The sequence below is a fragment of the Kribbella steppae genome, from assembly GCF_004342025.1.
Lineage (GTDB): Bacteria > Actinomycetota > Actinomycetes > Propionibacteriales > Kribbellaceae > Kribbella > Kribbella steppae.
This window is the reverse complement of sequence record NZ_SLWN01000003.1, coordinates 210,273-231,662: the sequence shown is the minus strand read 5'-3', so window position 1 is coordinate 231,662 and position 21,390 is coordinate 210,273. Positions and strand designations below refer to the sequence as shown.

The window sequence follows — 21,390 nt, the reverse complement described above, 5'->3', positions numbered from 1 at the left end:
GCTCAGATGCGTACGAGGGTGGCCCAGAGGTGGGGCTGGAGCGGCTGACCCTCGGCGGCCATGTCGTAGGCCCACATCAGCTCGCCCTTGACCAGGCCGTACAGCCGGTGGCCGGCGGTGACCTCTTTGGCCGTCTCCGTGCGGGCGACGACGTCGGTACGCATCTCGATCTTGGCGCCCTCGATCTCGCCGTACCAGATCTCGGCGAAGCCGGTCGGGTGCGCGAGGATCACCTCGAGCTTGTTGTCCGGCTTGGGCCGCCAGAACCCGGTCTCGACCGCGAGCGGGCGCTCCTTCTTCCCGTCCTCGCCGACCACGTAGGTCTGGCTCACGTAGTGCAGGTAGGGCTTGCCGTTGTGGCTGAAGTCGATCTGCTGGCCGAACTCGAACTTCTCGATCGTCGGGTAGTCCCCGTGACCGCGGCCCTCCCAGCGACCGAGCAACCAGGCCAGCGGCATCAGGTCCGGGTGGAGGTCCTGCGGGATCTCGAACGCCATCTCAGTTCGTGCTCCGGCCGCGGTACAGCCGGTAGACGACGAACGCCGAGAACCAGGCCATGAAGACACAGACCAGGACCAGCAGACTGGTGAAGATGACGTGCAGCACGTCAAGCAGTCTAGAGGATGGTCGCCGGGGTCCTTCGGCTACCGTGGCGTGATGTCCCGCACGCTGGTGATCAAGCTGACCGCAGGCGCCGAAGCGCCCGAACGCGCCAACCAGGCATTCACGGTGGCCGCGACCGCTGTCGCCGCCGGGGCCACGGTGTCGCTGTGGCTGACCGGGGAGGCGGTCTGGTTCGGCGTACCCGGTCGGGCTGAGGCTTTCGACCTCCCGCACGCAGCACCGCTGGCGGAGCTGGTCGCGGCGGTGCTGGAGGGCGGTCAGCTGACCGTCTGCACCCAGTGCGCCAAGCGTCGCGACCTGACCTCGGACGACCTCCTGCCAGGCGCCCGCATCGCGGGCGCTCCGGCGTTCACCGAGGAGATCCTGGCCGACAACGCCCAGGCCATCGTGTACTAGCGGGTACTAGCGGCCCTTCGGCTCGAGTCCGGAGCCTTCGTTGCCTCGACCACCGCGGTTCATGGTCTGCGCGTGCTGCTGGCCAGGTGTCTTGCCGCCGCGAGCTCCGCCTGCGAGCGTCTCCTCCGTGGGAGTCGTGGCAGCCCCACCCGCCGGGTTCGTACCGGTTTGGGTCGCCCTGAGCCGCTCGAACTCCTCCAGGTCGACGGAGCGATCGTTGGGGAGCTGCACACCGTCGACCGTGCCGCCGGCGAACTGGATGTTCGCCCTGCCCCCGCCCTCGCCGGCATCGGCTTCTGCGCCACGCTCGTCGTTGCCGGCGCCTCTTCCTTCGACGCGCAGGTTCTGTGCGCTGCCGGTGTACACACCTTCCGGCAGTTGCTGGCCTCTGGTGTCCACGCCGTTGATGCTGTCGGCGGTGATGCCCGTGCGACCGCCCTGGTGCTGAGCGCGGTCCCGATCCAGCTGGTCCTCGAGCGGGTCGTGGGGGCGCTCCCCCTGCTGGTTCTGCCCATCAGCCTGCGCGGCCGGCTGCTGCTGGTCCTGTACGTCGGCTTGCGCGGCCGGCTGGTCAGCACCGATTACCGGCGGCGCCGCACCGTCGGAGTCGACGTACTGCCCGCCCTGCTCAGCTTCCGGCTCCTGCCGGGCCTGCTCAGCCTCCGGCCCGTCCAGCCCGTCCTGCTCAGCGTCCGGCCCATCCAGCTCGCCCTGTCGAACCTGCTCGGCATCCGGCTCGTTCAGCTCCGCCTGCCGAGCCTGCTCCCCGGCAGGCCTGATCACACCGTCGCCACCAAGCTCGGGGGCTTGCTCGGCGTCGGGCTCGTCCAGCTCGTTCTGCCGAGCCTGCTCCGACTCGTCCAGGTCGGCCGTGCGGTCATCGCGTTCGTCGTCGAGTTCGTCGGCGACGACTGCCGCCGTACCTGCGGCTGCCACCGGAGCCGCCGCGTCAGCACCCTGCTCGGCCCGCTCCTGCTCCTCGCGGTCCCGCCCGCGCTCCTCTTCCTTCCGCGCCTCGGCTTGCCGGTCCTGCTCGGCCTGCTCCCGTTCGCGATCCTGGACAGCGTCGTCGACACCGTCGCCGTCCTGGTCGCGGTACTGATCCTCCTCCGCTGCCTGCTCGTCGCGCACGCGGTTCGCGTCCTCGGCCGCACGCCGGTTCTCGACGTCGTCGGGCACCCGGTCACCGTCACCGTCGAGGTTCGCCTCGTCTCGCCGCCGGAGCTCTTCCTGCTGACGCTGGATCTCCTCCGCCCGCCGGGCGTTGTCCTCCTGCAGCCGGCTCGTCTCGTCCTGGATCTGCTGGATCTGCCGCTCGTGCTCTCCCCACTGGTACGACCGTTCGCGGTCGTTCAGCGCCCGGTCGAGCTCGGGATTCTGCTGCCGCGCGTTGCGCATCTGCTCGAGCAACGAGCGCGCCTGCTGCCGGCGGCTGAGACCGTCCACGATCCGGCGCAAGGCCTGGAGCTGCCTGCGCACCTCGGCAAGTGCCTGCTGGAAAATGTCTTCCGCGTCGGCCATCACGCCACCTCGCTCGCATAGACGGAGTACCCGAAGCCCGCCTGCGTGTCATCCGGCCCGGGCTGTGTCGCGTACAGGTGAAACTCGGCGCCCGGCCGCAGCCAGACCGCCAGGTGACGACGGCGACCCCGCCACTCCGGAGGAACCCGGGGATCGAATCCCGGGCCGACGAACACCGGAGCACCCCAGTGCTTCCGCCCCAGCGCGAGCTGGGCGGGCCAGTGGTCGTCCAGCCCTTCCTCGGCGTCGGCCACCTCCGCCGCGCCGATCTCGTACGCCGACCAGCCGCTGCGCGGACTCTCCGGCAGTACGGCGTCCGGCAGCACGAGCATCACGGTCTCGCGCGGGGTGACCAGGCCCCAGGTGTAGCGGTTGGGATCGATGTTGCCGGGAGCCCACGGACGCCAGCCGGTGACCGCGCTGACCCGGGAGACGAGGGCGCGGATCGCGTCCAGACCGGCTCCCGGCGGACCCCAGACGGATCTCCAGTCGGAGACCTCGGCCAGGTCGGCCATGGCGCGCTCGTCATCGTCGGACGACCGCAACTGCGTCTTCACCCGTCGACTCCTCTCCTCAACCCGCCAAGCCTAAGCCCCGACCGGTGCCACCACCTCCGGACAGACGCACGCCACGGCCGGACGGATCCCGGGCCGGAACCGAAGGACAGGTGGTAGTCCCGTCGCCCGCACAATCCAGGCGGGCGGGAGTGGACGACGGCGACCCGATGAGCAGAGACATCCTGTCCGTCGGTCCCCCGTTGCGCGAGGCAACAATTCAGCGCTTGACGTTGAGCAGCTGGCGGGCCTCGTCCGGCGACATCGGCAGGCGCTGCGCCAGCGTCGCGAGGGCTGCCGCCCGCTCGACCAGCTCCGCGTTGTGGGTGACCGGCTGCCCCTTGGCCAGGGTCAGCGTGTCCTCCATCCCCACCCGCAGGTGGCCGCCCTTCGACAACGCGGCCAGCGCGACCGGGATCGTCGTACGCCCGACTCCCGTCGCCGACCAGGACGTGACCGCGGCCGGCAGAGCGTTGACCGCGGCAACCAAGGCGTCCGTCTTACCAGGCATGCCGCCCGGTACGCCCATCACCAGGTCGCAGTGCACCCGGCCGCCGTACGGCAGACCGAACTTGTCCAGCAACCGGTGCAGGGCGGCCACGTGCCCGAGGTCGAACAGCTCGAACTCCGGCACGACCTCGCGCTCCTGTGTCAGCTGGTAGAGCTCGGTCACGAACGGCCACGGGTTCATGAACACGTCGTCGCCGAAGTTGACCGTGCCCATCGTCAGCGAGCACGAGTCCGGCGCGGCATCCAGCACCCGGAGCCGGTGGTCGAAGGGATCGGTCACCGCGCCGCCGGTCGACAGCTGCACGATCAGTGCCGTGTTCTGCCGGACCGCGGCCACCGTCTCGGTCAGCCGGCCGAGGTCCAGCGTCGGCTTGTGCTCGCCGTCGCGGATGTGGATGTGGATCATCGCGGCCCCGGCGGCCTCGCAGCGCTTCGCCGTCTCCACCAACTCGTCGAGCGTGGTCGGCAACGCCTGGCAGTCCGCCTTGGCGGTCTCGGCGCCGGTGGGAGCAACAGTGATCAGAGTCGAGGCCATGAACAGATCTTGCCAGATCCAGTCTGTTGACGGGATATTTGCCTGCCGGACGCCCTGATTACCGGACGATCTCCCGCACGGCAGGATGGTGTCATGAGAGCAGTCGTACAGCGCGTCAGCCAGGCATCGGTCACCGTCGAGGACGAGGTCGTCGGCGCGATCGACGCGCCGGGACTGGTGGTCCTCCTCGGCGTCACCCATGACGACACAGCGGAGAAGGCACAAGCCCTCGCGTCGAAGATCTGGACCCTCCGCATCCTCCGCGACGAACGCTCCTGCGCGGACGAGCAGGCACCGATCCTCGCGATCAGCCAGTTCACCCTGTACGCCGATACACGCAAGGGCCGCCGCCCGTCGTGGAGCGCCGCCGCCCCCGGCCCGGTGTCCGAGCCCTTGTACGACGCCTTCTGCACTGCCCTGGAGTCACTGGGCGCCAAGGTGGAACGCGGCCGCTTCGGCGCCCACATGGACGTCGCCTTGGTGAACGACGGCCCGGTCACCCTCATCCTCGACGCCTGAGCCGCGGACAACGAACGGCCCCGGCCGGATCCTTGGGATCCAGCCGGGGCCGGTGTGTTGTGTTCTGAATCGGTGAGGTTCGACTCAGAGAGGTGCGTTCGGCTGGATCAGCCGATGACGCCGGCGGCCGAGTGGCCGACGATGACCTTGGTGTTCAGGCTGTACACGTCGATCACCAGAGCGTTGACCGCGATGTACCGCTGCTGCTTGACGACCTGGTTGAAGGTCAGCTTGGCGACACCCGGGATGTCCAGGGTGCTGTTCGGCTTGTTCGGCACGGCGTAGGACTTGTTGCCGACCTTGATCGAGACGATGCTGCCGGACCAGTCCAGACCGACCTTGCCGTCCTTGGTCTTCCACGCCGCGGCCGAGGACTCGATCGCGCCGATGGACAGGTTGCCGACCTTGACACCCGCGGTGTGCGAAGTGAACTTCACCGCGGACTTGTCCAGGCTCATGAAGCCGTTCTTCGTGGTGTAGACCGCACCCACGTAGGCGACCTTCGGGATGTTCAGCTCGCCGACCGCGACCCGGACCGTCTTGCCTTCGGTGCCCTGGCAGGTGGACTGGTAGGACGTCGGGCCGGAGACGACCAGCTTGTCCACGTGCGCCTTGGTGCCGTAGGCGTCACCGATCACCATCGCGGTGGCCGGCTTGGTGATCTCCGCGCGGGTCTTCAGCACCGCGACGTCGACACCCTCGGGGATGTACTGGTTCTTCACGTTCGCGTGCAGCACGACGGCCTGCGCGTACGAGTAGATGCCGGTGTTGGTCTTCACACCACCGACGCGGTTCAGCACGATGTAGCCGAGGCCCGGAACGGCGACCTTGGTGTTCGGCTCGGGCTTGAGCAGCGACGGCACCGAGACGGCACCGATCTTCACGCCGGCGAAGGTGGTGCTACCGGTGTAGGACAGCTTGCCGTTCTTGTACACCGACGTGGTGGTGGTCTTCACACCCGTCAGGTGAAGCAGGTTGCCGAGCTTGATGTCGACCGCGGTCGCGTTGCTGGTGACACCGTTGCCGTTCTTGTTGTTGAACGAGTGGGTGTCGGTCCGCACGGTGCGGGCGATGGCGTGGTTGTTGACGTTCGCGGCGGCGAGGTCGTTCTTGTCGGACCGGTTCGAGTCCGTGGTGCAGCTGATCTGGCTGACGACCTGCGGGCCGCTGTTCGCCAGGCCCGACTGGACGTCGGTGCCGAACGCGTAGCCGCTGTATCCGAAAACGGGCGACGCGGACGCCGAGCCCGAGGTCAGCGCGATCGTAGAAGCTACGCCGACAACCGCCGCGACACCGACGGCAGCGAGCTTCTTGTATCCGATGCGGGGTCTCATGACCCCTCCTCCCTGAGTGATGACGTGACCCGGATGGCGGGCCAGGACACAGACACAACTCAGTCGGTTGCGGTAGGTAACGAGAACGTACCGCTCCGAGATCAAACCGTTACATCCAGGCTCGGAGCGCAAGATTTTCGGGGCCTACCCGTAACTCCGGAGTGATGGCCGGAACCGCCGTCGTACAAGCCAATCCGGACATGCCGAAGGGCCCGGACGCGCAAGGTCCGAGCCCTTCGGGGCCTGCATCAGGGTGGGCCGCCGTCAGGTGGCGGCGGCACCATCAGTAACGATCGACCAGCACCATTGGTGACGACGCAGTTTCGGCGTACCGCTCAGACGGCGACGGCCACCTCGGCGACCGCGCCGTACTGGGCGACGACCTCCCGGTCCACCGGCTCGGCCTTCGGGGCCAGCGTCCGCAGCGTCCAGCTGCCCGGCGCCGCGAAGAACCGGAAGTGCCCGGTCGCCGACGTCGGCACCTCGGCGGTGAACTCACCAGAGGCGTCCAGCAGCCGCACGTACGCGCCGCCGACCGGCTCCTCACCGCGCAGGACCTGGCCCTGGATCACGGCTTCCTTGTCGACATCGACACCCTTGAGGTCGAGGCCGCCCTTTTTCGCTCCGCACATGTGTCAGGCCTTTCCGGGCTCGTCGCCGAGGGCAACGGGTACGCCGACCAGCGAACCCCACTCGGTCCAGGAACCGTCGTAGTTCTTCACGTTCGCCTGACCGAGGATCTCGTGCAGGACGAACCAGGTGTGCGCCGACCGCTCGCCGATGCGGCAGTAGGCGATGGTGTCCTTGCCGAAGTCGACACCGGCGTCGGCGTACAGCGCCTTCAGCTCGTCGTCGGCCCGGAAGGTGCCGTCGTCGTTGGCGGCCTTGCTCCAGGGGATGTTCGCGGCGGTCGGGATGTGACCCGCACGCTGCGCCTGCTCCTGCGGCAGGTGGGCCGGGGCCAGCAGCCGGCCGGCGTACTCGTCGGGGCTGCGGACGTCGACCAGGTTCTTCACGCCGATGGCGTCGCCGACCTCGTCGCGGAAGGCGCGGATGTTCAGGTCCGGCGCCTGGGCCTTGTACTCGGTGGCCTCGCGCTTGACGACGTCGTCGGTCAGCTCGCGGCTGTCCAGCTCCCAGCGCTTGCGGCCGCCGTCGAGCAGCCGGACGTCACCGTGGCCGTACAGCTTGAAGTACCAGTACGCGTAGGCCGCGAACCAGTTGTTGTTGCCGCCGTACAGGACGACCGTGTCGTCGTTCTTGACGCCGCGATCGGACAGCAGCGCCTCGAACTGCTCCTGGCTGACGAAGTCGCGCCGGACCGGGTCCTGCAGGTCGTCCTTCCAGTCCAGCTTGATCGCACCGGCGATGTGGCCGGCGTCGTACGCCGAGACGTCCTCGTCGACCTCGATCAGGACGACACCGGCGTCGGTCTTGTGCTCCTCGACCCAGTCGGCCGAGACGAGAGCGGATTCCCTGCTCATTGTGTGCTGCCTCTCAGTTGGTAGCTGCGTTGGTGTCACGGGTTGGCGTACGAATGCGGTGGATCAGCAGATAGGCCTCGCACCCGAGGCAGAGCCCGACGGCCGCGTTCACGAAGGCTGCGACCAGGGCGAATCCGGTGGCGACCACGCCCAGCACGGTGACGCCGGTCAGGTACCCGATCAGACCGGCGACCGCGAAGACGAGGCCGACCAGCTGGGCGAACCGCGGCGGGGCCGCGTCCTCCAGCTCCTTGGGCGGACCCAGCCGGGGACGGATCAGCCGCTTGAACAGCTGCCCGTACGGCGACGCCTGGACGCCGAACGCAACCGAGATCGCGAACACCACGGCCTGGACCGCGAGCGGCCAGGCGCTGTTCAGGATCAGCGTCAGAGCGAGCAGCACGGTAGTGACGCCCGCCGCGAACCGGAGCCCGCGCGGGTCGACCTTGGTGGAGAGTTGTGCCGTCTGATCGGACATGACGACTCCCGGAGGAGGAGATGGTTCGAGTCAGACCCGCCCGGACACGCGGGAGGCGACGTACGCGGAACCGTGCTCAGCTACCGGTCTCCGCAGCGCTCGGGACGCCGCCTGGTCAGCGGCGACGACACAGCGACGAGCGCATCCGGCAGTTGTCCACTGCCCGGCGCTTGGTCAGCCATGTCGTGTAAGCCACGGATCGAGAGTACGGAAATCGGGCGGGCCTGCCACCCGTGGTCCCATTAGATGAGACAATTGATCACATTGCGGACACGCTAGGTCCTGACCACGTTGGTTGCAGCGGCCTTGTCGGCCAGCGACTGCTTCTTGTCGTCCCACAGCGGCCAGAGGTAGTTGATCAGGCTGACGAAGCTGAACAGGGTGCCGACCAGCGGGATCGCGCTGAGCAGGCTGAGCCCGTTGTAGACGCCGAACCGCTTGACCACCGCGATTCCCGGCGGCGGACCGGGCACGTCGCGCAGCCGGACCGCGATCCCCAGTGCCTTCTTGCCGGGTGTTGCACCGCTGCGGGTGAGGAAGAAGTACTCGTAGACGAACGAGACGACCAAGCCGATGAGCACCGCCGGGATCATCCATTGGTAGGCGTCCTCGGGCAGCGCGAAGCTCGTCTGCGGCGTACCGGCCGCGGCGGCGTCCATGGTGTCTTCCATATACGCCCACACGGACTTGAAGTACTGCCAGTAGAAGTAGCCGGTGAACGGCAGGCCGATGATGCCGACGATGATCGAGTCGATGACGCGAGCCCACACCCGCCGCCACCAGCCGGAGAGTTGCTGACCGTCAGGGGTGGCAGCCACCCGCTGGCCGGGATAGCCGTAGCCCTGTCCGTGTGGCTGCTGCGGGTACGGCTGCTGCGGCTGGCCGCCGTACTGCTGCGGTTGACCGTACTGCTGCGGCTGACCGCCGTACTGCTGTGGTTGCCCGTACTGCGCCGGCCCTGGCTGGGCGCCGCCGTACACCTGGCCGTGCTGGGCCGGCTGCCCGAACTGCTGGCCGGCGGGCTGGCCGAACGTGCCCTGGTACGGCGGAGGACCCTGCCGCGGACGGCGGTTGTCCGTCCACGCGCTGCCGTCCCAATAGCGCTGCTGGGACTGGTCCTGGGGGTCGTCGTACCAACCGGCTTGATAGCTCACGGCCAAAGCATCACCTAACTGACGGTCCATCCGCCATCCGGTGACAGCTACCGGACGCGGCTCAGCGGGGTGCGTGCTCGATCGCGGTCGCCAGCGCGGCGATCACGTCGGGCTTGCGGGGCGCACCACTGGCCCGCTTGACGATCGCGCCGGTGCTGTCGAGCACCAGCGTCGTCGGGGTGCGGAGGATGTCCAGCCGACGGACCAGCTCGAGATGAGCCTCCGCGTCGAGCTCGACATGGCGCACGCCGTCGACCATGCCCTCGACCTCGGCCAGCGTCCGGCGGGTCGCCCGGCACGGCGCGCAGAAGGCCGAGGAGAACTGCAGCAGTGTCGCGCGTTCGCCCAGCTCACCGCCGACGTCCGCCGCTGAAACCCGGTCCACGCTGTCCACCTCGTGCGCCTGTGCCTTTCGCAGCAGCCGGGTGCCCCGGAACCGCCCGTCGAGCTTGGATTTGAGCAAACTGAGGACGACGCCGGCGGCGACCGCACCGACCAGCACCCACATCCCCAGGCTCATGACCATCCAGAGTACGTCGCTGGTGTATGGGCTCAAACGCTCGTTCACCCCTCGGACACGTGGGGCTTGTCAGTTCTTCTAGGGCTGCGGTTCTCTGGGGCAGCGGTTCCTCTGGGGCAGCGCTTCAATCGTCGGGGCGGGAGCGGAGGCGCTTGGTCTCGCCGCGGCGCTTCTTCTCGTCCAGCCGGCGGCGGACCGAGTTCTTACTGGGCCTGGTCGGCCGCCGCTGCCGTGGCGGCGCCGCGATCCCGTCCCGCAGCAACGCCGCCAGCCGGGTCCGCGCCGCCTCCCGGTTGCGCCACTGGGACTTGTGCTCCGATGCGGCCACGGTCAGTACGCCGTTCACCAGCCGCGACTGCAGTCGCTCGAGCGCGCGAGCCCGCAGTACGTCGGTGAAGGCCGTCGTACCGGCGACGTCGAAACTCAGCTCGACCCGGCTGTCCGTCGTGTTGACCGACTGGCCGCCCGGACCGCTGGACCGGGAGAAGCGCCACTGCAGCTCCGTCTCCGGGATCACCACGCCCGCCCGCACCACCAGCCCGCTGTCCACGACACCATTCAACCGGACCTCTCGATCGTTAGGCTGCTGCCCGTGCAGGAAACGGGGAGCGGGGGCCGGGACGAAGAACTCCCGGAACTGAAAGACATCAAGGTGCGCGGCCGGTCGGTGCGCACGTGGGCATTCAGCACGGGCGCGGTGCTGCTGGCGATCTCGGCCGCGTTCGGCGGTCTGAAGAAGGCTGCGGACGAGACGCCGCGCGTTGACGCCGGTACGGCGATCGACGCCGGCCGGTATGAGGTGACGATCCAGCGGGTGGTCACGGTCAAGGACCTCAAGCCGCTGTTCAGGCCTGACGAGGGCGGCGCACTGATCGCGGTGGCGACCAAGCTGAAGGTCACCGATGACACCGGTACGTCGCCGTCCAGCGACCTGATCAGGTTGGTCGGCGTACCGGGGATCAAGGACACCGACGCACCGCTCGGCACCACGAACCTGCGCGATGCGACCATGAACCCGGTGCTCACGCCCGGTTTCGCCGAGGACGTCGCCTACGTCTGGAAGTTGCCCAAGGCCACCGAGCTGCCGACGTCGGTCGAGCTCACGGTGCGGGGGTACGACCACGCCCACCAGCCCCGCCGCTCCACCCCCGGCCTGCAGCAGGTCGACGTACAGGCGAGCGGCTACCTCATCAAGAAGTGACAAAGCCGCCGGAGCTCAGGCTCTGGCGGCTTGTCGGGAAGCGAAGGGGTCAGGCGTTGGCGTCTGCGGTTTCGCGGGTGGTGCTGGGCGGGATGACGAAGCGGTAGCCGACGTTGCGGACGGTTCCGATCAGCGCCTCGTGCTCCGGGCCGAGTTTCGCGCGCAACCGCCGTACGTGCACGTCGACCGTCCGCGTACCACCGAAGTAGTCGTACCCCCACACCTCCTGCAGGAGCTGCTCCCGGGTGAACACCCGCCCCGGGTGCTGCGCGAGGAACTTGAACAGCTCGAACTCCTTGTAGGTCAGATCGAGCGCACGCCCGTTCAGCTTCGCGGTGTACGACGCCTCGTCGATCACGACGTCGCCGCTGCGGATCAGTGACGTGTCGGGGTCCTCGTTCCGCACCGCGGCGAGTCGGCCGATCACCAGCCGCAGCCGGGCCTCGATCTCGGCCGGGCCGGCGGTGTCGAGCAGGACGTCGTCGGCACCCCAGTCGGCGTTCACCGCGGTCAGACCGCCCTCGGTGACGACCAGGATCAGCGGTACGTCGATCCCGGTGGTCCGGATCAGGCGGGACACGCCACGCACCGCGACCAGGTCACGGCGGGCGTCGAGCAGGACGGCATCCGCGTCCGGGGCGTCGACCAGTGCGGCGACCTCGGCGGGAAGGATCCGGATCTGATGCGGCAGCAGGGCGAGCGAGGGCAGCACCTCGGTGGAGGCCTGCAGCGCGTTCGTCAGCAGAAGCAACGTACTCACGCTGTCTCCTTGTGCTGGTCGTCGGATCCCCGGTGAGCGATCCGGTCCTTTTGCACGTCAGGCCCCAGCGGCGTCGTTGCCGGGGGCCTGAGTCACACTGGAAAGCAAGAGCAAGCTGACATAATAGCGGAAGACTTAACCGATTAGTGAGGCCTTCTCTCAGATGCCGGAAGTCACCATCAGGTACTTCGCCGCCGCCCGCACGGCCGCAGGCGAGTCCTCCGCTACCGCCGACGCCGCCTCGATCCGCGACCTGATCGGCACCGTCTCCGCCGACCGCCCCGAGCTCGCCCGCGTGCTCGGCATCTGCACGTTCCTCCTCGACGGCCAGCGCGCCGACCCCGCCACCCGTCTCCACGCGGGCGCCCAAGTCGACGCCCTCCCGCCGTTCGCCGGCGGCTGATCGGGGGCCTGAACGCCCCGGTTCAGAGAAGGAACTTGAGCAAGACCAACGTGAGTGCGACGGCCGTCAGCAGGGCTGCCTTCCCCGAACCGATCCCGCGCCGCAACGCGGCGCCGAACACCGCAACTGTGAGCGGCACCAGCATCACCAGCAGCGTGATGCCGGCCGCGTGAACGCCGACGTGCGAGCGTCCGGTCAGCACCAGACCCAGAACCATCGCGAACGTGAGTCCCAGCCAGGTGGTCAGCTGGATCGGCCCGTCTGCACTGCGATGCCCGCGATGCGACGCGCGGGTCGCACGGCGATGCGAAGTCGGAGCAACGTGCGCCATCGGTCACCTTCCGTAAAAGACCGAATACGCAAGGTACCAGCAACCCCGCAGAACGTAAAAGCTGCCCACTCAGCCTCACAAATGCGCCGAAAACCGCGGCATTCCGGCCTACCTGCCCAGATTCACGATCAACCTGAACGGCCGCGGATCCGCAGCCCCGGCCCGGTCGTCTCCGCCCGCCTGGACTTGCCCGCGTCGCCGGTACGCCGCGGTTGGCGGCGTACCGGCGCACGTCAGTAACTCCACTGCATCCGGTACGTCGATTCGCGGCGGCGTACCGGCGTGAGGTCAGGAGCCGGTGGAGATGCGGTCGGTGGCGACCGGGGTGTACGGGTCGTGGGCGGTCAGGTAGTTGGCGAAGGCGTCGATGTCGAGGCCGCCGAAGAACTTGTTCGTCGCGGTGGTGAAGGCCGGGAAGCCGTCGCCGCCGTCGGAGAGGAAGTTGTTCGTGACGATGCGGTACGACGTAGCGTCCACCAGCGGCTGCCCGGCGATCTTGATCGAACCGGCGACCACCTTCGAGCCCGCGGCCGCGGCCGGGTTCCAGGTGTAGGTGATGCCGGCGACCTGGAGCACCTTGAACTTCGGCGCTTCCGGACCGTTCACGCCGGAGAACTGCTGCTCCAGCAGGGCCTTGATCTGCGTACCGGTCATGTCCATCGAGACCAGGAAGTTGTTGAACGGCTGCACCGTGAACGCCTGCCCGTAGGTGACCGCGCCGGCATTCGACGCGAGGTCGGCACGGATACCGCCCGGGTTCATGAACGCCACCACCGGGGTCTTCCCGTCCGTCACCACCGACGGGTCGGCCAGCTGAGCGTCCGCGATCAGGTTGCCGAGTGGCGATTCGAGCGACTCGTCCGCGGTCCGCGACACCGACGGCGTGGTGATGTGCCCGATCACCTTGTTGGCAATCGGCGCGACCAAGGTCTGGTACTTGGTGATCAGTGCGCTGGTCTTGGCGTCCTTCGGCACGTCCTGCGTGACGATCTGGTTGTTGGCGATCGTGTTCGCCCGGTCGACATCACCGGTCGTGTTGTCGATGCTGAGCCGCACCTCGGTGACGAGCTTGCCGAACGAGGACGCGCTGGTGACGAGCCGCGGCTGCTTGTCGGAGTCGAGCAGCGTGCAGTTGTAGCCCTGGTGGGTGTGGCCAGAGATGATCGCGTCGATCTCCGGGCTGAGGCCGGCGTTGATGTCGACGATCGGGCCGGAGATGCCGGGGCAGCTGTTGTACGCCCGCGGGTCGGCCGGGAAGCCACCCTCGTGCAGCAGCACGACGATCGACTCGACCCCCTTCTTCTTCAGGATCGGGACCAGCTTGTTGGCGGTCGCGATCTCGTCGGTGAAGGTGAGGCCCTCGACACCGGACTTGGTGACGATGTTCGGGGTGTCCTCCAGCGTCATACCGATGAACCCGACCTTGCGGCCGTCCTCAAAGGTCTTGATCTTGTACGGCGCGAACAGCGTCTCTTGGGTGTTCTCGAAGAACACGTTCGCCGACAGGTACTTGAACTTGGCACCCGTGAACGGCTTCGCCGGGTCGGGGCAGGAGTTCTGGTTGTTCTGCCCGTCGCCGTCCGGCAGGCAGCCGCCGGTCTGCATCCGGAGCAGCTCGTGCCAGCCCTCGTCGAACTCGTGGTTGCCGACGGAGGCGATCTCCAGACCCATCCCGCTCAGCGCCTCGACGGTGGGCTCGTCGTGGAACGCCGCCGACAGCAGCGGCGAGGCACCGATCAGGTCACCCGCGGCGACCGTGACGGACTGCTGACCCTTGGCCGCGGCGGCCGCGCGCATCTGCTTCAGGTGCGTCGCGAGGAACTCGGCGCCACCCGCGGGCGTGCCGTTGACGTTGCCGCTCGAGCTGGTCGGGCTGTTCGGGGCCAGGTTGCCGTGGAAGTCGTTGAGAGCGAGCAGCTGGATCTGGGTGTGCGTCGGCTTGGGTTTGGCCGTCGCAGCCTGGGTCACGGTTCCCCCCGTGGCCAAGCCGAGTACCGCGGCCATCCCGGCGGCAAGCAGGCCGACGGCCCGCCGTCCGCGCAGCCGCGTCTTGTCTCGTCCTGTCAAGGCCATGTCTACTCCGTCGTAGTCTCGGTCACCGCTGGTGTGCGGTGCCGCGAAAAGTACCCGACTTGGCGTGACCTCTCCAAGGACCTGAGCATGAACTGACCCGGACCTTTTACGGTATTCCGGTGACCCTCGAAGCCGTACCCTCACCGTTGCCCTCGGCCACCGCCTCCGCCGTCACGGAAATCGCCCGCGCGGCAGCACAGAGCGACGGGGTGAATCCACTGTCGGAGCGCACCCTGCTCCACCTCGACGGCGAACACCCAGGCGACCTCCATGTCCTTGCATACGAGGGCGAACCGGGCACGATCGAGGTGTCCGGGCTCCAAAGCGCCAGAAACCTGATCGGGTACGGCGCCCTGTCACCGGACGGCTCGGCCGAGTTGGTCGTCTCCCCCACAGCCAGAAGACAAGGCGCCGGTACTGCATTACTACGCATGCTGCTCGACCACGGTGGTGCGCAGCTCCGCGTGTGGGCGCATGGACGACTCCCCGGCAGCGATGAACTCGCAGCCCGACTGGGCCTGGAGGTGACCCGAGAGCTGTACTTCCTCCGCCGTACCAGGGCCTCACTCCCCGAACCGGTCTGGGCGGACGGGATCGCCGTACGGGCGTTCGTACCTGGGCAAGACGAGGCGGCGTGGCTGGAGGTCAACAGCCAGGCGTTTGCGGACCACCCTGAGCAGGGCAGTTGGACAGCCGCCGACCTGGCCGAGCGACTCCAGCAGCCGTGGTTCGACCCGGCCGGCTTCTTCCTGGCCGTGGACTCGACGAGTGGCGCACTGGCCGGCTTCCACTGGACGAAGGTCGAGGACGGGGTTGGCGAGGTCTATGTCGTCGGCGTATCCCCCGCCTACCAGGGCCGCGGCCTCGGCAAGGCCCTGACCCTCCAGGGTCTGCACTACCTGCAGGAGGACCGCGGCCTGGACGCCATCGTCCTGTACGTCGACGGCACCAACACCGCCGCCCGAGGCCTCTACACCTCGCTCGGCTTCACCACAGCCGCCCTGGACGTCCAGTTCGCCCCAACCAACCCACTGTGAACGGCATCACAGCGAACTCGCCTGCTCACTTCGCGTCATAAGCCGCACCCACCCCCGTCTCATCATCAGCTGGGAGCCGTCCGTGCCTCTAACCCCCCAGCCGGGCGGCTCCCGGCCCCAACCACTTATCCACAGCTGCACTTTTTGACATCCCGAACCGCTCCCGCCCGCCGTTACGATCGTGTCGACTACGGAGGGCTGACACTCGTGACTAACCGCAACAGGCCACTACCACTCCTTCTGGCCTGCCTAACCACCGCACTCCTCACCGCCTGCACCAGCAGCCCCGAAGCCGGCCGCCCCAACACCAATCCAACAAGCGCACCAGCCACCACATCGAACGGCCCAACCGGAACGACTCCCCCGACAACTACCTCGGCGTCGCCCTCCGGCCCTCCGTCTCGCCCACCCGCGGCCGATGGCCTCACCCTCGGCGCGGCCGAAGCGTTCGTTCGGCACTACATCGACCTGATGAACTACGCCTCGCAAACCGGCGACGGCGCCCCACTCCTCGCCGCAAGCGAAGCTGGATGTGAGGGATGCAAGCAGTACGCCGGGTTCGCAGCGAAGGTCAACGGCGCCAATGGCGGCCTCAGCGGTGACTACTTCGAGCGAGTGACCGAGGTGAGCGAGCTGGTCCGGAGAGACAGTGGCCACCTCGGTGGTTCCGCAAGAGTCACAGTCGGCGCATACACGACCAAGGAATCACCGTCGGCGAAGCCGGTCACGAGCAAACCTGCGAGCTACACCGAACAGATCGCGTTGTCTTCCAATGGTGGCAACTGGATCATGTACGAGATAAAGCTCGAAGAACGATGACGACCAACGGGCTGAAGGCTGTCATGCTCGGCGCGACCGTCGCGCCGCTGATCTTCTGGGGCAACAATGCCTATGCCACGTCGCAACAGGTCGAGGTACCGGCGGTATCCATAACAGCCAAACCGTCACCAAAGCCGCCGAAGAGCAAGCCGCCGGCAACGACCGGCAGGGCGAAGCGCGAGGGTTTGCGCCTCAAAGGCACCACGACCAATCAGACGACGCGCCTCGGCGACGCTCCTCCACCGAAAGCCAAACGTGTATCACCGGCGAAAGGTCCCGGAAAGGCCACTCCCCCGAAAGAGCGGAGGGCTACCGTTGGGCCGCGCCGAGACTTCCGCCTCAATATCGGTCTGTGCGGAACGACTCAAGATGACGGAACGACTCCGGGCCCGACGCGCTGCCTGCCCTTCACTCCCGACCGACCGCAACAGGTCGAGCAACGCCCCACCGCTATACGCATCCCTCGCCCCGCGGACGTTACCTGGCTACAGATCCTGACACGGTACCGAGACGTGTTGTTTCCAAAGCTCGGAGTGAAAATCCAACCTGCGGGCAGAACCTTGGTAAACCTGGACACGATCGTCTACACAGATCAAGGCAAGGTCACAGTGCAAACCGTTGACCTTCTGGGTTTCCCAGTGGTTGTCGAGGCGACGCCCATGACCTACACCTGGAACTTCGGCGACGGTGCGACTCTGACGACGACGTCGCCGGGCAAGCCATACCCTGCAAAAGAGATCACTCACAAATACCTGAACCGCGGCGACGTGAGCGTCTCGGTGACCACTCACTACGCAGCCCGATTCAACGTCGCAGGGACAGGTTGGCAATACGTCGATGATCTGGTCCCCGTCACCGGCCCGGGCACCCCTCTTCAGATTCGGGAGGCTGTGCCGGTTTTGGTTGAGCCGGGGGGTTAGGAGTTGAGGGTTTGGCGGAGGTGGGTGGTTAGGGCTTCGTGGGCCTGGCGGGTTAGGCCGGGGAGGGTTTGTAGGTGGCTGTGGCCGTGGGTTAGGGAGGGGTGGGGGTGGTGGGTTACCTCGACGCCGGCGGCTTTGAGGGCCTCGGCGTACTCGGTGCCTTCGTCGCGGAGGGGGTCGAAGCCGGCGGTGGTGATGTAGGTGCGGGGCAGGCCGGTGAGGTCGTCTGCCAGTAGTGGCGACACGATAGGGTCGGGGCGGATTGACGGGTCCGGGGTGTAGTGGTCGCGGTACCAGATGATGTCGGCTTCGGTGAGGATGAAGCCGCCTTCGCCGAAGAGGTCTCGGCTGGGGCGGCGGCTGACCAGGTCGAGGGCGGGGTAGAGCAGGACCTGGAGGGCGGGTCGCGGGAGGTCGCGGCGGACGCACTGCTGAGCGACGACGGCGGCGAGGTTGCCGCCCGCGCTGTCACCGCCGACGGCGACCAGAGACGGGTCGGCGCCGAGGTCTTCGGCGTGGTCGACGGCCCACGTGAAGGCGGCGATGGCGTCCTCGGCGGCGGTCGGGGCCGGGGCCTCCGGGGCGAGCCGGTAGTCGACCGACAGGACCTGGATGCCGGCGTCAGCGGCGAGCGCGCGGCAGAGCGCGTCGTGGGTGTCGAGGTCGCCGACGACCCAGCCGCCGCCGTGGAGGAAGACCAGCAGGCCGCGGCCGGCGTCGCGCGGGACGTAGAGGCGGGCGCCGAGTTGGCCGTCGGCGCCGCGGACGGTGAGATCGGTCACGCGCTGTAGTTCGCGGGGGTGACCGGAGACCAGATTGCACAAGGTCTTCAGGTGCGCGCGGGCGGTGGCGGCGTCGGATTTCGTTCTTCTTGGCAACAATGCCTGCACCCGCAGGAGCAGTTGCAGCTCGGGGTCGAGGGTGTTGCCGTCGATCTGGATCGGTGCGCCGGCGAGCCGGCGCCGGACGGCCGTGGGCAGCGCGTACAGCGGTGTCAAAGCGTTCGTTTGTACGGCGGTCACCGTGCCGCGGAGCAGCGAGTCCAGTCGTGGGTTCACAAGGAGTGACGCTAGCAACAAGAGCGGTGAACCGAGGCAATGAAGATCGACATGCCCTCGGCAACCTATCGTTCATCAAAGGGTGGGATGCTGGTCAACGTGGCTGGAGACTTGCTGGCATCCCACAACCGGGAGTACGACGTCGAGCCGCCGTACGACATCGCGGCGGCCGGAGACCTTCCGACGAATCGGTTCTCGGACCGCGAGCTGAGCTGGCTCGCCTTCAACCAGCGGGTCCTGGAACTGGCCGAGAACGATCGGATCCCACTGCTCGAGCGGGCCAAGTTCCTGGCCATCTTCGCCAGCAACCTGGACGAGTTCTACATGGTCCGGATCGCCGGTCTGAAGCGCCGGATCGCCGCCGGAGTAGCGGTGAAGGCGGCCAGCGGGCTGATGCCGCGCGAGGTTCTCGACCGCAGCCTGACGCGCAGCCGCGAGCTGATGGACCGGCACGCCGAGACCTGGAGGAAGGCGGTCCAGCCGGCGCTGATCGAGCAGGGCATCGACATCCTCCGCTGGGACGAGCTGGAGAGCTCCGAGCGCGAGGACATGACCCGGTTCTTCCGGGAGCGGGTGTTCCCGGTGCTGACCCCGCTGGCAGTGGACCCGTCGCACCCGTTCCCGTACATCTCCGGCCTCTCGCTGAACCTGGCCGTCGTGGTTCGCAACCCCGACACCGGCGGCGAGCACTTCGCCCGGGTGAAGGTGCCGCCGCTGCTGCCGCGGTTCATCCAGGTGGCCGAGGGCCGGTTCGTGCCGCTGGAGGATGTCATCGCGACCCACCTGGGACAGCTGTTCCCGGGGATGGAGGTCATCCAGCACCACACCTTCCGGGTCACCCGCAACGAGGACCTGGAGGTCGAGGAGGACGACGCCGAGAACCTGCTGGCCGCGCTCGAGAAGGAGCTGCTGCGCCGCAAGTTCGGTCCGCCGGTCCGGCTCGAGGTCGAGGAGTCGATCGATCCGCAGGTGAAGGCGCTGCTGCTGTCGGAGCTGGGTGTCACCGAGGCAGAGGTGTTCGAGCTGCCCGGTCCGCTGGACCTGCGCGGCCTCTTCGCCATCGCCGGTCTGGACCGGGCCGAGCTGAAGTACCCGGCGTTCGTACCGTCGACGCACCCGCACCTGGCCGAGGTGGAGACCGCCAACCCGGCGGACATGTTCTACGCGTTGAAGCAGCGCGACGTGCTGGTGCACCACCCGTACGACTCGTTCTCGACGAGTGTGCAGCGGTTCATCGAGCAGGCCGCGGCAGACCCGCACGTGCTCGCGATCAAGCAGACGCTCTACCGGACCAGCGGTGACTCCCCGATCGTCGACGCGCTGATCGACGCCGCCGAGGCCGGCAAGCAGGTCCTGGTGCTGGTGGAGATCCAGGCGCGCTTCGACGAGCAGGCGAACATCAAGTGGGCCCGTCAGCTGGAGCATGCCGGCTGCCACGTCGTGTACGGCGTCATCGGCCTCAAGACGCACTGCAAGCTGTCGATGGTGGTCCGCGACGAGCCGGACGGCCTGCGCAGGTACGCCCACATCGGCACGGGCAACTACCACCCCAAGACCGCCCGGCTGTACGAGGACCTCGGACTGCTCACCAGCGACAGAGTGGTCACCGAGGACATCGCACACCTGTTCAACCACCTCTCCGGGTTCGCCCGCAGCGCCGGGTACCGGCGGATCCTGGTCGCTCCTCAGTCGGTACGACGAGGGCTGCTCGAGCGCATCGACCGAGAGGTGCAGCACCACCTGGCCGGTCGTCCGGCCCGGGTCCGGATCAAGGTGAACAGCCTGGTCGACGAAGCCCTGTGCGACGCGCTCTACCGGGCGTCGCAGGCCGGCGTACCGGTGGAGCTGTGGATCCGCGGCATCTGCACGCTCCGCCCCGGTGTGCCCGGGCTGTCCGAGAACATCCAGGTGCGCAGCATCCTGGGCCGGTTCCTCGAGCACAGCCGGGTGTTCTGGTTCGAGAACGGCGGCGAGCCGGAGGTGTGGATCGGTTCGGCGGACCTGATGCACCGCAACCTGGACCGCCGGGTCGAGGTGCTGGTCCAGCTGAAGGAGCTGGATCACGTCGGTGAGCTCCGGGAGATGTTCGACCTCGCTCTCGACGACGGCACCAGCTCGTGGTGGCTGCAGCCCGACGACACCTGGCAGGCCAGACTGACCGGGCCGGACGGCGATTCGCTGCGTGATCTGCAAGAAAGATTCATCGCCACGCGTGGGCGCCGCAGAACTGCTGAACCCATTACCTAGGGTGATTCCATGAGCAACCCGGCGACCGTCATCGCCGCGGGCGGTGTCGTATGGCGTGAGCACCGCGGCACCCGGCAGGTGCTGCTCGTGCACCGGCCCCGGTACGACGACTGGTCCCTTCCGAAGGGCAAGCTCGCGCCGCACGAGCACGTGCTGCTCGCCGCACGGCGTGAGATCGAGGAAGAAACCGGACAGCAGGTGGTCCTCGGTCCACCGCTCGGAGTGCAGCGCTACACAGTCCGCAAGAACGGCGGAACCGCGGACAAGCTCGTGCACTACTGGTCCGCCGCAGCTCTCGAAGACGTCGAGTTCCAGCCCAACAGCGAGGTCGACGAGGTCGCCTGGCTCCCGGTGGACAAGGCACGCACGAAGCTCAGCTACCCGCGTGACGTGGACATCCTCGACTGCCTGGATCGTGTCGTGCCTGTCGTCGCCACACTCGTCCTGCTGCGTCACGCCGAGGCGGTGAAGCGAAAGGAGTGGGAGAGCAAGGACACAGTCCGGCCGCTCAGCACCACCGGGACCGGCCAGGCCGAGCGGCTGACCGGCATACTGGCCGCACTAGGCGCCAACAGGCTGATCAGCAGCGATGCGGAACGGTGCGTTGCGACAATCACGCCGTACGCCGCCTCGATCGACAGGCACATCCACCTCTGGCCGGAGATCTCCGAGCGTGGTTACGACGCGGACCCTGGTGCACTCGGCGGCCTGGCCGAGAAGGCGTGGAAGCCGGGCAAGGTGACGGTCGTCTGCTCGCACCGGCCGGTGCTGCCGGCACTGGCCCGGGAGCTCGGGCTGAGGGTGGGCAAGTTCTCGCCGGGAGCGTTCCTGGTCGCCCACCGGTTGACCGACGGCCGGCTCATCTACGAGCGCTTCGGCGCCCCCTGATCGGCGCGGCATTCCGCGGTACGG

At 67.8% G+C, this 21,390-nt stretch carries 24 protein-coding genes; 9 read left to right on the top strand and 15 right to left on the bottom strand.

Annotation, left to right across the window (positions count from 1 at the left end; all coding sequences use genetic code 11):
- Positions 1 to 2: 2 nt before the first annotated feature.
- Positions 3 to 497, bottom strand: a complete 495-nt coding sequence (locus EV652_RS09790; protein WP_132208716.1) for a heme-binding beta-barrel domain-containing protein — start codon at positions 495 to 497, stop codon at positions 3 to 5.
- 160 nt (positions 498 to 657) lie between these two features.
- On the opposite strand from EV652_RS09790, the gene EV652_RS09785 reads away from it, so the two are divergent.
- Complete coding sequence (locus EV652_RS09785; RefSeq protein WP_132208715.1) at positions 658 to 1,020, top strand: DsrE family protein; 363 nt, start codon at positions 658 to 660, stop codon at positions 1,018 to 1,020.
- A gap of 6 nt (positions 1,021 to 1,026) precedes the next feature.
- Here the strand turns inward: EV652_RS09785 and EV652_RS09780 are convergent, their stop codons facing one another.
- The 3 genes from EV652_RS09780 to EV652_RS09770 all read right to left on the bottom strand — a co-directional run bounded on the left by EV652_RS09780 (position 1,027) and on the right by EV652_RS09770 (position 4,140).
- Positions 1,027 to 2,541 carry a hypothetical protein gene (locus tag EV652_RS09780; RefSeq protein ID WP_132208714.1) on the bottom strand — a complete coding sequence of 505 codons (1,515 nt, stop codon included), beginning with the start codon at positions 2,539 to 2,541 and terminating at the stop codon, positions 1,027 to 1,029.
- Complete coding sequence (locus tag EV652_RS09775; protein WP_242001677.1) at positions 2,541 to 3,098, bottom strand: hypothetical protein; 558 nt, start codon at positions 3,096 to 3,098, stop codon at positions 2,541 to 2,543. Before EV652_RS09775 ends, EV652_RS09780 begins: the two co-directional genes overlap by 1 nt.
- A 217-nt stretch (positions 3,099 to 3,315) precedes the next feature.
- Positions 3,316 to 4,140 carry a beta-keto acid cleavage family enzyme gene (locus tag EV652_RS09770; protein WP_132208713.1) on the bottom strand — a complete coding sequence of 275 codons (825 nt, stop codon included), beginning with the start codon at positions 4,138 to 4,140 and terminating at the stop codon, positions 3,316 to 3,318.
- Positions 4,141 to 4,233: 93 nt separating this feature from the next.
- Between EV652_RS09770 and dtd the strand changes: the two genes are divergently transcribed.
- On the top strand, positions 4,234 to 4,659 hold the full coding sequence (gene dtd, locus EV652_RS09765) for a D-aminoacyl-tRNA deacylase (protein WP_132208712.1): 426 nt from the start codon (positions 4,234 to 4,236) through the stop codon (positions 4,657 to 4,659).
- Between the two features lie 107 nt (positions 4,660 to 4,766).
- Here dtd and EV652_RS09760 read toward each other — a convergent pair whose 3' ends face one another.
- The 7 genes from EV652_RS09760 to arfB form a co-directional block, all read right to left on the bottom strand.
- On the bottom strand, positions 4,767 to 5,993 hold the full coding sequence (locus EV652_RS09760; RefSeq protein WP_132208711.1) for a choice-of-anchor P family protein: 1,227 nt from the start codon (positions 5,991 to 5,993) through the stop codon (positions 4,767 to 4,769).
- Between the two features lie 335 nt (positions 5,994 to 6,328).
- Positions 6,329 to 6,625 carry a DUF1416 domain-containing protein gene (locus EV652_RS09755; RefSeq protein WP_132208710.1) on the bottom strand — a complete coding sequence of 99 codons (297 nt, stop codon included), beginning with the start codon at positions 6,623 to 6,625 and terminating at the stop codon, positions 6,329 to 6,331.
- A 3-nt stretch (positions 6,626 to 6,628) separates the two neighbouring features.
- Positions 6,629 to 7,477, bottom strand: coding sequence for a sulfurtransferase (locus tag EV652_RS09750; protein WP_132208709.1), 849 nt, complete (start codon positions 7,475 to 7,477; stop codon positions 6,629 to 6,631).
- Between the two features lie 13 nt (positions 7,478 to 7,490).
- On the bottom strand, positions 7,491 to 7,955 hold the full coding sequence (locus EV652_RS09745) for a DUF4395 domain-containing protein (protein WP_132208708.1): 465 nt from the start codon (positions 7,953 to 7,955) through the stop codon (positions 7,491 to 7,493).
- A 275-nt stretch (positions 7,956 to 8,230) separates the two neighbouring features.
- On the bottom strand, positions 8,231 to 9,109 hold the full coding sequence (locus EV652_RS09740) for an RDD family protein (protein WP_158441135.1): 879 nt from the start codon (positions 9,107 to 9,109) through the stop codon (positions 8,231 to 8,233).
- Between the two features lie 61 nt (positions 9,110 to 9,170).
- Positions 9,171 to 9,629, bottom strand: a complete 459-nt coding sequence (locus EV652_RS09735) for a TlpA family protein disulfide reductase (protein WP_132208706.1) — start codon at positions 9,627 to 9,629, stop codon at positions 9,171 to 9,173.
- A gap of 124 nt (positions 9,630 to 9,753) precedes the next feature.
- The gene (gene arfB / locus EV652_RS09730) at positions 9,754 to 10,179 is read right to left on the bottom strand and encodes an alternative ribosome rescue aminoacyl-tRNA hydrolase ArfB (RefSeq protein ID WP_132208705.1); all 426 of its coding nucleotides are present in this window, start codon (positions 10,177 to 10,179) and stop codon (positions 9,754 to 9,756) included.
- Between the two features lie 42 nt (positions 10,180 to 10,221).
- Here arfB and EV652_RS09725 point away from each other — a divergent pair, with 42 nt between their 5' ends.
- Positions 10,222 to 10,830: a hypothetical protein gene (locus EV652_RS09725; protein WP_242001676.1), complete on the top strand. Its 609-nt coding sequence runs from the start codon at positions 10,222 to 10,224 to the stop codon at positions 10,828 to 10,830.
- Between the two features lie 49 nt (positions 10,831 to 10,879).
- Here the strand turns inward: EV652_RS09725 and EV652_RS09720 are convergent, their stop codons facing one another.
- A complete protein-coding gene (locus EV652_RS09720) occupies positions 10,880 to 11,590 on the bottom strand; it encodes a response regulator transcription factor (RefSeq protein ID WP_132208704.1) in 711 nt (236 codons plus the stop codon).
- 163 nt (positions 11,591 to 11,753) lie between these two features.
- On the opposite strand from EV652_RS09720, the gene EV652_RS09715 reads away from it, so the two are divergent.
- On the top strand, positions 11,754 to 11,993 hold the full coding sequence (locus EV652_RS09715; RefSeq protein WP_132208703.1) for a MoaD/ThiS family protein: 240 nt from the start codon (positions 11,754 to 11,756) through the stop codon (positions 11,991 to 11,993).
- A 22-nt stretch (positions 11,994 to 12,015) separates the two neighbouring features.
- On the opposite strand, the gene EV652_RS09710 is transcribed toward EV652_RS09715, so the two are convergent.
- Positions 12,016 to 12,324, bottom strand: a complete 309-nt coding sequence (locus EV652_RS09710; protein WP_132208702.1) for a hypothetical protein — start codon at positions 12,322 to 12,324, stop codon at positions 12,016 to 12,018.
- A 288-nt stretch (positions 12,325 to 12,612) separates the two neighbouring features.
- Entirely contained in the window at positions 12,613 to 14,397 is a 1,785-nt protein-coding gene (locus EV652_RS09705) for a bifunctional metallophosphatase/5'-nucleotidase (protein WP_132208701.1), read from the bottom strand.
- Between the two features lie 119 nt (positions 14,398 to 14,516).
- On the opposite strand from EV652_RS09705, the gene mshD reads away from it, so the two are divergent.
- The 3 genes from mshD (at position 14,517) to EV652_RS09690 (ending at position 17,173) form a co-directional block, all read left to right on the top strand.
- Positions 14,517 to 15,434: a mycothiol synthase gene (mshD, locus tag EV652_RS09700; RefSeq protein WP_132208700.1), complete on the top strand. Its 918-nt coding sequence runs from the start codon at positions 14,517 to 14,519 to the stop codon at positions 15,432 to 15,434.
- Between the two features lie 207 nt (positions 15,435 to 15,641).
- On the top strand, positions 15,642 to 16,253 hold the full coding sequence (locus tag EV652_RS45175; RefSeq protein WP_242001707.1) for a DUF6318 family protein: 612 nt from the start codon (positions 15,642 to 15,644) through the stop codon (positions 16,251 to 16,253).
- Positions 16,250 to 17,173 carry a PKD domain-containing protein gene (locus tag EV652_RS09690; RefSeq protein WP_132208698.1) on the top strand — a complete coding sequence of 308 codons (924 nt, stop codon included), beginning with the start codon at positions 16,250 to 16,252 and terminating at the stop codon, positions 17,171 to 17,173. The genes EV652_RS45175 and EV652_RS09690 overlap by 4 nt, the downstream gene beginning before the upstream one ends.
- Here the strand turns inward: EV652_RS09690 and EV652_RS09685 are convergent.
- On the bottom strand, positions 17,170 to 18,231 hold the full coding sequence (locus EV652_RS09685) for an alpha/beta hydrolase (RefSeq protein WP_242001675.1): 1,062 nt from the start codon (positions 18,229 to 18,231) through the stop codon (positions 17,170 to 17,172). The genes EV652_RS09690 and EV652_RS09685 overlap by 4 nt on opposite strands.
- Positions 18,232 to 18,318: 87 nt before the next feature.
- Here EV652_RS09685 and EV652_RS09680 point away from each other — a divergent pair, with 87 nt between their 5' ends.
- Both EV652_RS09680 and EV652_RS09675 read left to right on the top strand, forming a co-directional pair.
- Positions 18,319 to 20,478, top strand: a complete 2,160-nt coding sequence (locus EV652_RS09680) for an RNA degradosome polyphosphate kinase (protein ID WP_132208697.1) — start codon at positions 18,319 to 18,321, stop codon at positions 20,476 to 20,478.
- Positions 20,479 to 20,487: 9 nt separating this feature from the next.
- Complete coding sequence (locus EV652_RS09675; protein WP_132208696.1) at positions 20,488 to 21,366, top strand: NUDIX hydrolase; 879 nt, start codon at positions 20,488 to 20,490, stop codon at positions 21,364 to 21,366.
- Positions 21,367 to 21,390: the final 24 nt, after the last annotated feature.

What these genes read in the sequence shown, in the direction of transcription:
- EV652_RS09790 (WP_132208716.1), bottom strand. Translation starts at nt 497, where the DNA reads ATGGCGTTCGAGATCCCGCAGGACCTCCACCCGGACCTGATGCCGCTG.
- EV652_RS09785 (WP_132208715.1), top strand. Translation starts at nt 658, where the DNA reads ATGTCCCGCACGCTGGTGATCAAGCTGACCGCAGGCGCCGAAGCGCCC.
- EV652_RS09780 (WP_132208714.1), bottom strand. Translation starts at nt 2,541, where the DNA reads ATGGCCGACGCGGAAGACATTTTCCAGCAGGCACTTGCCGAGGTGCGC.
- EV652_RS09770 (WP_132208713.1), bottom strand. Translation starts at nt 4,140, where the DNA reads ATGGCCTCGACTCTGATCACTGTTGCTCCCACCGGCGCCGAGACCGCC.
- dtd (WP_132208712.1), top strand. Translation starts at nt 4,234, where the DNA reads ATGAGAGCAGTCGTACAGCGCGTCAGCCAGGCATCGGTCACCGTCGAG.
- EV652_RS09760 (WP_132208711.1), bottom strand. Translation starts at nt 5,993, where the DNA reads ATGAGACCCCGCATCGGATACAAGAAGCTCGCTGCCGTCGGTGTCGCG.
- EV652_RS09755 (WP_132208710.1), bottom strand. Translation starts at nt 6,625, where the DNA reads ATGTGCGGAGCGAAAAAGGGCGGCCTCGACCTCAAGGGTGTCGATGTC.
- EV652_RS09750 (WP_132208709.1), bottom strand. Translation starts at nt 7,477, where the DNA reads ATGAGCAGGGAATCCGCTCTCGTCTCGGCCGACTGGGTCGAGGAGCAC.
- EV652_RS09745 (WP_132208708.1), bottom strand. Translation starts at nt 7,955, where the DNA reads ATGTCCGATCAGACGGCACAACTCTCCACCAAGGTCGACCCGCGCGGG.
- EV652_RS09735 (WP_132208706.1), bottom strand. Translation starts at nt 9,629, where the DNA reads ATGAGCCTGGGGATGTGGGTGCTGGTCGGTGCGGTCGCCGCCGGCGTC.
- EV652_RS09715 (WP_132208703.1), top strand. Translation starts at nt 11,754, where the DNA reads ATGCCGGAAGTCACCATCAGGTACTTCGCCGCCGCCCGCACGGCCGCA.
- EV652_RS09710 (WP_132208702.1), bottom strand. Translation starts at nt 12,324, where the DNA reads ATGGCGCACGTTGCTCCGACTTCGCATCGCCGTGCGACCCGCGCGTCG.
- EV652_RS09705 (WP_132208701.1), bottom strand. Translation starts at nt 14,397, where the DNA reads ATGGCCTTGACAGGACGAGACAAGACGCGGCTGCGCGGACGGCGGGCC.
- EV652_RS09690 (WP_132208698.1), top strand. Translation starts at nt 16,250, where the DNA reads ATGACGACCAACGGGCTGAAGGCTGTCATGCTCGGCGCGACCGTCGCG.
- EV652_RS09680 (WP_132208697.1), top strand. Translation starts at nt 18,319, where the DNA reads ATGCTGGTCAACGTGGCTGGAGACTTGCTGGCATCCCACAACCGGGAG.
- EV652_RS09675 (WP_132208696.1), top strand. Translation starts at nt 20,488, where the DNA reads ATGAGCAACCCGGCGACCGTCATCGCCGCGGGCGGTGTCGTATGGCGT.